Annotated in this window: 5 protein-coding genes; 1 reads left to right on the top strand and 4 read right to left on the bottom strand. The window is 57.1% G+C overall.

Going from position 1 to position 11,861, the window contains the following annotated elements; translation table 11 throughout:
* The 4 genes from VGJ94_13055 to VGJ94_13040 form a co-directional block, all read right to left on the bottom strand.
* The coding region (locus tag VGJ94_13055; protein ID HEY3277542.1) for an ATP-binding protein at nucleotides 1-1,995 on the bottom strand (1,995 nt) is incomplete at its 3' end.
* A 2-nt stretch (nucleotides 1,996-1,997) separates the two neighbouring features.
* Nucleotides 1,998-2,558, bottom strand: a complete 561-nt coding sequence (locus VGJ94_13050; protein ID HEY3277541.1) for a YfiR family protein — start codon at nucleotides 2,556-2,558, stop codon at nucleotides 1,998-2,000.
* A 10-nt stretch (nucleotides 2,559-2,568) separates the two neighbouring features.
* On the bottom strand, nucleotides 2,569-4,635 hold the full coding sequence (locus VGJ94_13045) for a TonB-dependent receptor (GenBank protein HEY3277540.1): 2,067 nt from the start codon (nucleotides 4,633-4,635) through the stop codon (nucleotides 2,569-2,571).
* Nucleotides 4,636-4,812: 177 nt separating this feature from the next.
* Nucleotides 4,813-5,871, bottom strand: coding sequence for a tRNA-dihydrouridine synthase family protein (locus tag VGJ94_13040; GenBank protein HEY3277539.1), 1,059 nt, complete (start codon nucleotides 5,869-5,871; stop codon nucleotides 4,813-4,815).
* Nucleotides 5,872-5,996: 125 nt separating this feature from the next.
* Between VGJ94_13040 and VGJ94_13035 the strand changes: the two genes are divergently transcribed.
* On the top strand, nucleotides 5,997-11,723 hold the full coding sequence (locus tag VGJ94_13035) for an MG2 domain-containing protein (protein HEY3277538.1): 5,727 nt from the start codon (nucleotides 5,997-5,999) through the stop codon (nucleotides 11,721-11,723).
* Nucleotides 11,724-11,861: the final 138 nt, after the last annotated feature.

The raw sequence follows: 11,861 nt of genomic DNA, 5'->3' as shown, positions 1-11,861 counted from the left end.
GGTCTCTCTTCCTCCTGACGGCACTCTCCTTTCGCCTGCCTCATCGTCTTCCATCCCGGACTTCACGAGAGGGAGATAGATCTTGAAAGTCGTGCCCGACCCGGGTTCGCTAAAGACTTTTATATTTCCATTATGCTGCTTTATGATGCCGTAGACTATGGAAAGGCCGAGACCGGTGCCTTTGCCGACTTCTTTCGTGGTGTAAAAAGGCTCGAAAATGTGTTCGATGGCCTTTTTACCGATTCCTCCCCCCGTATCCGATACTGTGACAAGGGCATACTTCCGGTTCCGTTCATGTGCTCCTTCCTCTCCGAACTCATCGGCCCTCACGCAGCTCGTGGTGATGGAAAATGAGCCCCCGTCGGTCATGGCGTCCCGCGCATTGGTGGCGAGGTTGATGAGTACCTGTTCCATCTGGCCCTGATCGGCAAATACCATCATGGGGTTGCCGTCGCAGGCGGTGATGAGCTCGATATCCTCGCCCATGAGCCTTACCAGAAGCTGCTCCACTTTCTTGATTGCCTCGTTGAGGTCCACGTTCTTAGGCGCGATGACCTGCTTTCGGCTGAAGGCCAGAAGGCCCTGGGTGAGGTGGGTTGCCCGCTCCGAGGAGCTGAGGATCGATTCGACATATGATCTATGAGGATCATGGGCCGTCATATCCATGCGGAGCAAACTCGCATATCCTATGATCGTAGTGAGGAGATTGTTGAAGTCATGGGCCACACCTCCCGCAAGCTGCCCCAAAGCCTCTATCTTTTGTGATTGAAGAAGCTGGGCCTCCAATTTCTTCTGATCCGTAAGGTCGAGAAAAGAGCCTACCGCCTTAGTGGAACCGGGGATGAGTGCGGCGCTCACATAGACATCGTGCACCAGCCCCTCCCGGTCGATCAGGTGGGCCTCGTAGCCTTTCGGCATGAATTCCGAGTGTTCCCTTTTCCGGGCGTGGACGCTTTTACTTTTCATCTTCTCGAGTTCTTCTCCCCTGAAGAAATCCATCCACGTCATCCTGCCCTCGAGCTCTCCCCTCGAATATCCCGAAAGATGTTCAAAAGTGGAATTGGTCATGAGGATAATGCCGTCTTTCTCGACCATGATATTGGCGGTACCCGATGTCTCGAAGATGGTGCGGTATTGATGTTCCGATTCGACAAGGGCCTTTTCGGCTTTCAGGCGATCGAGGAGCTCCTGATGGAGCCTGTTATTGGCATCCGTCAACTGAGCAGTGCGTTTCCCCACGAGGTCCTCGAGGTTTTTACGGTACTGTTCGAGTTCTGCATCCCTGGCCTCTATATTTGCGACCATCCGGTTAAAGCCTTCAGCCAGGGACCCTATTTCGTCCTTCGCGCTCACGGGCGCCCTGAGGGAATAATCTTTCTTTATGGAAATAGTCTTCATTAACCGTGAAAGCTCGAAGATCGGTCCGGTCACCGACGTCTGAAGCCGGGTGAAGAGAAAATAACTCATAATGAGGCAGACGATGATCACAGCCAAAAGGGTATAGGCGTAACGGACCACCCGGGCATAGAAATCTTTTGTATCCGACCGCAAATAGACGGTGCCGATAATCTCCCGGTCCAGCATAACCTGGCGATAAAGGTCGATATAATGGAAACCTACACGATCGAGATTTTTCAGCGGTATCGGCGCGGGAGGGACCGGGGTGGTGCCGTTCCTCCGGTAGAGTGCAAAGACTCTGCCGTCTTTGTCATAGACTGCCGCAATTATGATACTGGACTCGGACCCCAGGGTTTTGAGGACCTCCTCGGCATCTCCTTTGTCGGAAAAGGCGAGTGCCGCTTTCACATTCGATCCGACCGTATCCGCAAGGGCGATGAGCCTGTTTACCATTGAATATCGAAAGGAGACAAGCTCCGCGGCGATAAAGATAAAGCTCGCAAAAAAAAGGGCGCAGGCAGTAGTCCCTATGCAGATGAGAACCAGCTTTGTCCTTATGGAAGCATCCCTGAGGAATCGCAATCCTGTCATACCCATACCTAATCGCTCCGTACGATCCTGGCCAATTTCAAAAGCTGGGCGCTGATGGTGAGGCCCGAGCGTTTGGCGGAATCGGGATTGGCTTCAAAACGCACTTTTTTTCCGTCCATATAAAAATTTATCATCACGCCCCGTTGTCCATAGCCGCTCGTATCTCCCATGGTGAGAACGCCCGTGCCTTTCAGGCTGTCCACAATGTCGGGCACTCTTTCTTTTTCAGAACCGCTTATGAATACAATATTGCAGCCTTTTGAATTTTTTATTGAAGAGATCTGCCGCACGGACAACCTTCTTCCCTTCACGAATTTCCCATTGATCTGGTCGAAGACACCGCTGAATTGATCGATGCCCAGGAGGCAAAGATCGATGCCCTCCCGGGCATCGGCTGCTCCTTTCTCGGGCCATTCCACAAATTTTGCCATGTTGAATACAAAGGCGGCCTTTACCTCGTATTCCGTAAATTGTTGTTCCCTTCCGTAGCCGGGGGAGCCGGCGAGGAGCAGAGAAAGGCAGAGCAACGAAAAGATGATCGACCGGATTCTTCGTGGCGGGTCTTTCATTCCATCACCGTTAGAACCTGTAGGTGAACTTTAATCTGAAAGTTCTCCCATCCTGACCTATGATATTCTGCCGGTGCTCATTCGATGCCGGGTCGCCGTAATCCCTGTCGAAGAGGTTGTAAATGCTCCCGGAGATCTCCAGGTCCTTTATCAGCTCCCGGCTGAGAAGGGTCAGGTTTGCGACGCCGAAACCTCCGGTAGTCTGATTCTTGTAGGTCCGTCGCGAGCTCGTGTATTGGACCTCCAGGCCCGCGGAGAGTTTCTGCCCGATAAGAGGCACAAAGATATTCAGTTTCCCGAGATGCTTCGGCGAATTGGTAAGTATCGCACCCGTATCCTTGTCCGTGCTTTCCTGGATCGAGTAGCTCGCCCGGGCGGCAATGCCGTTTGCCCATTTCCCTTCGGCCTCTATCTGGCCGCCTTTCGATTCAGTCTCGCCGACGTTCCGGAATACGAGAAGGCCGTCCGTCGGGTCCGTCTCCTGGGTGATAAGGTCTTTGGTTTTGTAGTAATATCCCGATGCGGAAAAACGGTAGTTCTTCACGTACTGTTCCAGCACGATCTCATAGGTCTTAATTTTTTCCGGATTGAGATTAGGATTCGCTTTTTGGGTCGAATTCCCGTCGTTATAGTAGAGCTCATATGCATTGGGCGACCTGAACGCTTCGCCGTAAAGGAGCTTGACCGTGGTATCTTTGAAAGGATTATAGATAAGGCCGAGCCTGGGACTTGTGCTGCCGCCGAAGGTCTTGTAGTAATCGTACCTTACCCCTGCGTTGAGAATCAGGTTGTCGAGTATGGTGAATTGGTCCTGGAAATAAGCGCCCCAGTTGTAAGAGCTGGTGGAATCATTCAAATATTGCGAATAGGGGCCGATATCGTAATTGCGCTGCTTCTGCATGAAATAGTCCTGATACTCCACTCCCGCGACCACCTTATGTTTCTCGAAAAACTTCCGCGTCACTTCCACCTCGCCGCCCCACCATTTGCCCGTCGAGACGTCCTTGTTTATAGTAGCCGGAGGATAATTGAACGCGTAGTTGCCCTGGTACGAGTAATAGTCATAAAATGTCCTTGCCCGGACACGGGTATTTTCGCTTAATTCCTTGTTGTACTTAAGATCCACATAGCCGCGCTCGTCGGTATTCTTTGTCTTGTCGTCATTAAAGATCGTGCCGAAGGATCCGGTGGGTACCCCCTTCTCACGGGAGCCATAGGCGCCCTGGAGGGTAAAGTCGGCATATTTGAAGTTTGCGAAGATATCGTTATACTTCTCGTAGTCGGAGGAATCCGCCCGGCCGAGATTGGTGGCGGGAGCGGTATACTCCTTGAAGTAGAGGCTCTGTCCCTTACTGTTCGAGTTGGAGCCGGACAAGACCATCTCAAATCCGTTCCCATATTCTTTGCCGTAGGTGACCCTTTCCTTGTAGGTATCGAAGCTGCCTGCCGATCCCGATACCTCCACGCCGTTATAGCTGCGGGCCTGCCTGGTGGTCACGTTGATCACCCCGAAGAAGGCGTTGTTTCCATAAAGGGAGGCACCCGGGCCCCTGATGAATTCAACCCGGTCGATGAGGTCGACATCGAGTATGAAATCCGTCCCTATGGGCGCCTGGTCGTAGATGTTGTCGTTGATCCTGTGGCCGTCCACCAGGAGGAGCAGTCTCGTGCTGTAGTCGCCGGGCCGCGAGAACCCCCGCACCCCCGCATACTCGTAGGCGCGGTCGTAGGTGGTGTAAAACCCCGGAACGGACCGTAATATCTCGGCAAGGGTCCGGTAACCATATCTTTGAATATCAGTCCTGGTGACGATACTCACGGAGGCAGGGGCCTGGGTGACCTTCTGCTCGAATCTCGACGCGCCGTATACCGAATCCACCTCGATCTCCATAAGCTGCTCGATGGTAAGGTCGGTAATGGAGGTTCGGGTATCGGCGCCATCGGCTACTGCGGCGCGCACATTTTCGCCGCTTATTATGAAGAAGAGGGAGAGACAGAGGGGGACGATGCACACAACCCGCCGGATCAGTTGAATGGAGCATGAAACCAATATCTTCGTTGTGCGTGGCTCGGCCAAAATTAATGCTCAATTGTATTATCGGCTAATATTATGCGAATCAAAGATGGGTATTAATATAAATAATGTTTAACGCGATATGTCAAGATCGATTAACTCATAAAAAGAACAGGGAATGAATATTGCCGGTGATGTAGGCATCCGAACGGCCGGCCGGACCGGCTCTGCGTCTGCCATTTAAGCATCGTTTTCGTAGGTTTTGAAGAAAATACCTGCCCTTTCACTCGCTTCTTCCATATCTCTGCTGCTTTGGACCCCGGAGATGAGTACGAGTCCGAATTTGAAGTTCCCCGCAAAATAGTGGGTAAATTCCTTCAGCCTTCCAAGCCGGCGCTCGGGCCGAAAGAGCTCGTTTAAGTGATCTATGAAGGCGCCGTAGACCATATGAGGGGAGACTGCCGGTTCTGCAACGGCGCAGCCGTAGACCTCCCGGGCGATGTCAGCGAAGAGCCAGGGACGGGTCACTGCTCCGCGGCCGAGCATGAGCCCGTCGGCCCCTGAGGCGGCAAGACAATCGCGGGCGTCCTGTACGGTCAATATCCCGCCGTTGGCAACTACCGGTATCCGGAGCCATTCTTTAATCCTGGCGATCCACTCCCACCGGGGCGGTCTGGCGAAGGATTCCCGCTTCAGCCGGGCATGGACCGTAAGCATATCGATACCCTCATCTTGAAGCATGGTGCAGAAATCCTTGAGCGGCCGCTCGTCGAGTTCGACACCGAGCCGGATCTTGGCGGTGAGGGGCCCACGGGTATGTTTCCTCGCCTCCCTCACGATACGGCGGCCATTTTCCGGCTGCTCCATCAGGGCAAACCCACCACCCCGGTTGGTGACCGACCGCTGGGGGCAGCCCATGTTGAGATCGATCGCATCGGCGCCGAATTTGTGGAGGGCATCGATGGCGGGACCCGTGTCGCTTACCACAGGCACGAGGAGCTGGTAAGAGAGCGGTCTTTCGGAAGCGGTCCTGATGAGATAAGGAGAGATTCCGGGATTCTCGGAAGGCAGGCTCCGGGCCCGGAGCATCTCGGTCGACAGGAGCCCCACCCCTCCGAATCCAAAGATAATCTGCCGGAGCGCACTATGGGTAAGCCCCGCCATAGGAGCCAAAAAAAGGGGAGGATCGATGACAAGATCCCGGATTTGAATAGAATGGAGTGGTAATGTTTTAATCGGTCTTACACTGCCTTTTGGGTACTGGTTTACACGATCCCGGATTTCATGGCATTGTACCATAAAACCCCTGCTCCTTTCTCCAACCCCCCTCAAATTTTCTTTTCAAAACACCCTTTTTAATCTATTATTTTGGAATAGCATTCCTATCGCCAAACCAACTGAATGGTAAAATTTACGGGGGATATATGAAGAGAAATGCGCGTGCGCTGTGGATGTGGGGGATCCTGCTTTGCTTTGCCGGGTTTGCCTTTGCGGCCGAGCCGTCGGTCGAGCGGTTTACGCCTTCCGGGACGGTGAAGGACGTGCGGCAGGTCACGGCGCGCTTTTCGGACCAGATGGTCTCCTTTGGCTCCCCTGAATTGGGGGACCCCTTTGCCATAGACTGTCCCGCGAAAGGATCGGGGCGGTGGGCGGACCCGAAGGTCTGGGTCTACGATTTCGACGAGGACCTGAAATCCGGGCTTCGCTGCACGTTCACGTTAAAACCCGGCCTTACGACCCTCGCGGGCGCGAAGGTCACGGGGAAAAGCTCCTTTGCCTTTTCCACGGGTGGGCCCAACATAAAGGACAGCCATCCTGCGAAAGGCGGCTCCTCGATGGCGGAGGACCAGATCTTCGTTTTCAGGCTCGACGGCCCGGCAACGGAGGAGTCGATCCTCCGGAACTCCTCCTGCTTTATTGAGGAGACGAAGGAGCGCGTGGGTGTCCGGGTGGTGAAGGGCGCCGAGCGCGAGAAGGTGATGGAGGGGCTCAGGGAGCTGGACCGGGCGTGGACCCGGGGCAAGACCTTGCCGGAAGATATGTACGCGCTCCAATGCAAGAGGCCCTTCCCGAGCGGCGCAACGGTCCAGGTTAAGTGGGGTAAAGGCATCGCGAGCCCGAGCGGGGTGGCGACCACAGCCGACCAGGTCTTTACCTTTCAGGTCAGGCCCCCTTTCGAGGCGACCTTCGGCTGCAGCAGGGAGAGGCCGGAGTCCGACTGCATTGGGCTCCTGCCTTTCTCTCTCTCCTTTTCCGAATCGATCTCAAAAAACCTTGCCAGGAGGATTACCCTCAAAGGCAAGGAGAAGGGGTACCCGTCTCAAATCGAAGATGAAGGCGACGACCGTTACGTGAACAGGGTAACCTTTAAAGGCCCTTTTCCCGAAAAGGCCGCGCTTACGCTCAGTCTGCCCCGCGATCTCAAGGATGATTCGGGAAGGACCCTCTCGAACAGGGGCATATTCCCCCTCACGGTGAAAACCGGCATTTACCCGCCCCTTGCAAAATTCTCCTCCCGCTTCGGCATTATCGAGCGGGCGGACCCTGTGCTTCCCGTCACCGTACGGAGCATCGGGGCCATGGTGCAGGGTAAGATGCACGGCATGGGAGAGGAGGCGGCCAGACCCGGGGTGACGGGTCAAAAAGGGAACGCCCTGAAGGAGCAGATCACCGGCAGGATGCATGAAGCCTCGACCGACGGGCAGATCATATCGTGGCTCAAGAAGGTGGGCACCGTGGGCCGTTCGAGGTCACTCCTCACGGGTGACGCAGGCGCGAAAGGATTCTCCGTGCCGAAGCCCGCGAAAGATAAGGATATGGAGGTAATCGGCATACCTCTCGGTAAGACGGGGTTCTACGTGGTGGAGCTTAAGAGCGAGATCCTGGGCGCTGCCCTCATAGGGCCGAAGAAGCCTTTTTTCGTGCCCACCGCGGCCCTAGTGACCAACCTTTCCGCCCACTTCAAGTGGGGGAGGGATTCTTCCCTCGTCTGGGTGACCAGCCTCGACAAGGCGGAGCCCGTTGCTGGCGCGGCCGTGTCCATCAGGGATTGCAACGGAAAGGCGCTCTGGCAGGGAAAGACCGATAGCCGCGGCATCGCCTATGTGGGCAAGGCCCTGCCTCCCGCTGAAAAGCTTGCCCAGTGCGCGATGGAGCAGGACGAGGACGCCTATTACGACGGGCAGCAGATGCGGGCCCTTATGCCCATGAGCTCCGGCCTCTTTGCCTTCGCGAGGACCGCCGATGACATGACCTTCGTCCATTCCGGCTGGGACCAGGGCATAGAGCCGTACCGGTTCAAACTCTACTCTCACGAAAGTAACGATAAAATCATCGCCCACACAGTCTTCGACAGGACACTCCTTCGCGCGGGAGAGACGATCCATATGAAACATATCCTCCGGAAGGCCGTCATGTCGGGCCTCAGTTTTCCCAGCGCGCCTCTTCCCGATCTGGTCCGCATCGAGCACGCCCTTCAGGAAGAGAAATACGAATTTCCGCTGCGCTGGGACGTGTCGAAGGGGGTAGCCCTCACCACCTGGACCATCCCCAAAAATGCGCGCCTCGGAAACTATAGCGTCACGTTGCTGGGAGAAGCCAAGGAGGATATAGGGGACTGGGGAATAAATGTCCCCTCCGGTGGATTCCAGGTCGCAGAGTTCCGGGTGCCCCTCATGAAGGCGAGCCTCAATCCCCTTGATCTCCCCCTCGTAAACCGGCAAAGTATGGGAGTGGATCTCTTCGTGGAGCACCTCTCCGGGGGCGGCGCCACGGACCTCGCCGTAAAGCTCCGCTCGAAAGTCGAGCCCGGGAGCGTCACATTCGAAGACTACGAGGGCTTCACTATCGCCGCGGGGGACGTGTTGGAGGGAGTGGAAAAACGTACACGCGGATTCGATGAAGGGGAAGGGGAAGAAGCGGAGGCCGGCTCCCGCGGGAAAGAGCTCCCCTCTCTGGAGCTCAAGCTCGGCGCGGGCGGCATGGCGAGGACAAGGGTCGCGGGCCTTCCCTTATCGTCCGCCCCCCAGGACCTGATTACCGAGCTGGAGTTCAGGGACCCGAACGGCGAGGTCCAGACCGTATCGCGGCGGACCCCGCTCTTTCCGGCTGCGGTGCTCGCAGGCGTGGAGGCCGAGGCAGGGGAGACACAGGGCATGATCAGGATAAAACTCCTCTCCCTGGACCTTAAGGGAAAGCCGCTGGCCGGAACGCATATGAAGGCGGACCTTTTGAGCAGCTCCTATTATTCCCACAGGACCCGCCTGGTGGGGGGATTTTACTCCTATCAGAATGTGAAGGAAGTGAAGAAGATAGGCCCTGCCTGCGAAGGGACGACCGATAAGAACGGTATGGTGCGGTGCGAGGTAAAATCCCCCGTCTCCGGCCAGGTCATCGTCAGGGCTTCGGGGGCCGACGGGCACGGAAATAGGTCTTTTACCCATGATTCCGTATTCGTGCCGGGCAAGGACGAGTGGTGGTTCGACCAGGGCGGGAGCGACCGCATCGATCTCATCCCGGAGAAGAAGCGGTACGAGCCGGGTGAGACCGCTTCCTTCCAGGTGAGAATGCCCATGAGGGAAGCGACCGTGCTCGTCACGGTGGAGCGCGAAGGGGTGATGGAGTCCTTCGTCACCCGCATTTCGGGGAAAAATCCGACGATCAAGGTGCCGGTCAAGGGCTCCTATGCGCCCAATATATTCGTATCCGCCCTTTGCGTCAGGGGGAGGATTGGAGACGCAAAGCCGACGGCCATGGTGGACCTCGGCAGGCCTGCCTACAAGCTTGGCATTGCCGCCCTGTCGGTAGGCTGGGCCGCCCACGAGCTGAAAGTCTCGGTCACGCCGGGAAAGGCGGTCTACAAGGTGAGGGAAAAGGCCGAGGTGCGGATAAAGGTGACGGGGCCTAAGGGCAAGGAGCTTCCCAAAGGGGCGGAAGTGGCCTTCGCGGCGGTCGACGAGGGCCTCCTCGAGCTGATGCCGAACCTGAGCTGGAACCTCCTCGAAAAAATGATGCGGAAACGGGGGTACGAGGTTGCCACGTCCACGGCCCAGATGCAGGTGGTGGGCAAGCGCCATTACGGACAGAAGGCGCTCCCCAGGGGAGGCGGAGGCGGAAAGAAACCGACGAGGGAGCTTTTCGACACCCTCCTCCTATGGAAGGCGGCGGTTGCCCTGGACGAAAAGGGAGAGGCGTCGGTGACGGTGCCCCTCAACGATTCCCTCACGAGCTTCGCCCTGGTCGCGGTGGCAACCGGGGGAAAAGACCTTTTCGGCACGGGAAGGGGACGAATACAGACGAGCCAGGATCTGATCCTCTCCTCCGGTCTCCCGACCATGGTGCGCGAGGGTGATCGTTTCAGGGCGGGTTTCCTCATGAGGAACACGACCCAGGCGACCCTCGAGCTTGACGTTGCCGCCGGCTTCACCTCCGGGAAAGAGAGGACCGCCATGTCCCCTCTTCGAGAGCATTTGGGGGCAGGGGAAGCCAAAGAGATCGGCTGGGACGTGGTCGTGCCCGTGGGGGCTCCTTCCCTCGCGTGGGACGTGACTGCCCGCGCCGGGGACGGGTTGGAAGGCGACTCGCTCAAGGTAACCCAGAAAGTCCTGACCCCCGAGCCGGTCAGGGTGGGCCAGGCGACCCTCATGCAGCTCACCGGACCGCGCACCCTCAATGTCGAGGCGCCGAAAGACGCCATCCCCGGCAGAGGCGGGGTAAGGGTGGCCTTGAAGCCCAGGCTCTCGGATAATGTAAACGGCATCACGGAGTACATGGGGAGGTATGCCTTCACCTGTCTCGAGCAGCAGGCGTCGAGGGCCATAGCGCTTGAAGACCAGGCCATGTGGGCAAGGACGACGGCGGCTATGCCGACCTATCTCGATCATGACGGGCTCCTGAAATACTTTCCCTCTCAGGATGTGGGAAGCGACGTGCTCACGAGCTATATCCTGGCCATAGCCCACGAGGCGGACCGGGAGATACCGGAAGCAACCCGATCCCGCATGGAGGAGGGCTTGAAGGCATTCGTCGGGGGGAAGCTCATGAGGGCCCAGCCCATACCCACGGCCGACCTCGCCATACGGAAGATCGCGGCGGTCGAGGCCTTGTCGAGAAGAGGGGCCGTAGAGCCGAAACTTCTCGATTCCATCCCCCTGGACCCCAATCTGTGGCCCACTTCGGCGGTGCTGGACTGGATAAATATATTGACACGTGTGAAGGCCATACCCGAAAAAGATAAGAAACTTCGCGCTGCGGAGCAGATCATAAGGTCCCGCCTCAACTTCCAGGGGACGACCATGGGCTATTCCACGGAAAAAGGGGACAACCTCTGGTGGCTCATGACCTCGGCGGACGTAAACAGCGTGCGGACCGTCCTCACCTTCCTCACCAACGCCGCGTGGAAGCAGGATATGCCCGGCATCATGCGGGGCGCCCTCGGACGCCAGCGTTCCGGCAGGTGGGATACGACCGTGGCAAACGCGTGGGGAAGGATCGCCCTCAAGAAATTCGGCAAGGCCTTCGAGGCGGCCTCCGTCACGGGCGTCACGGTTGCCGGGCTGGGGAAAGAGAAGAAGGAGCTCGATTGGGCCGGCCACAAGTCTGGCGGCGCTCTTCTATTCGGCTGGCCAAGGGGGCAAGCAAGCCTCACCCTCTCCCATAGCGGGAGCGGAAGTCCATGGGCGACCGTAGAAAGCCTCGCGGCGGTCCCGCGGAAGAAGCCCTTTTCAAGCGGCTACACGATCAAAAAGAGCCTGATTCCTGTAAGCAGGAAGGTGGAAGGCAAATGGAGCGTGGGCGACGTGGTGCGGGTGCGTCTCGAAGGGGAGGCCCAATCCGATATGACATGGGTCGCCCTCATGGACCCCATCCCCGCGAGTGCTACCATCCTGGGCAGCGGCCTGGGAAGGGATTCGGCCATACTCACCTCAGGGGAGACCCTAAAGGGCACAACCCGGCCGATCCACGAAGAGCGCTCCTTCGAGGCATTCAAGGCCTATTACCAGTATATGCCGAAAGGAAAATGGTACGTGGAATACACCATGCGCCTCAACAACCAGGGCACCTTCCTGGTACCGGCAACAAGAATGGAAGCATTATACACCCCGGAGATGTTCGGCGAGATACCGAATGCCAGCTTCGAGGTGAAGCAATGACAGGTTCTTATTCAGCTCGCACCGCGAGCGAGAGGGGGAGCCTCACCCGGCTTTTGCCGGGCGACCAACAGAAGGCGCCTGAAGCGGGGGGGTGACGTGAGCCCCTTTAACTGCTTTGAGGTTAAGTAGAATAAAATG

Source organism: Syntrophorhabdaceae bacterium, from assembly GCA_036504895.1.
GTDB lineage: Bacteria > Desulfobacterota > Syntrophorhabdia > Syntrophorhabdales > Syntrophorhabdaceae > PNOM01.
The sequence above is the reverse complement of the archived record's forward strand: the minus strand, read 5'-3'. Positions and strand labels throughout refer to the sequence as shown.

Bases quoted from the DNA above. Each gene is read 5' to 3' on its own strand.
- VGJ94_13040 (HEY3277539.1), bottom strand. From the start codon at position 5,871: ATGGTACAATGCCATGAAATCCGGGATCGTGTAAACCAGTACCCAAAA.
- VGJ94_13035 (HEY3277538.1), top strand. From the start codon at position 5,997: ATGAAGAGAAATGCGCGTGCGCTGTGGATGTGGGGGATCCTGCTTTGC.
- VGJ94_13050 (HEY3277541.1), bottom strand. From the start codon at position 2,558: ATGAAAGACCCGCCACGAAGAATCCGGTCGATCATCTTTTCGTTGCTC.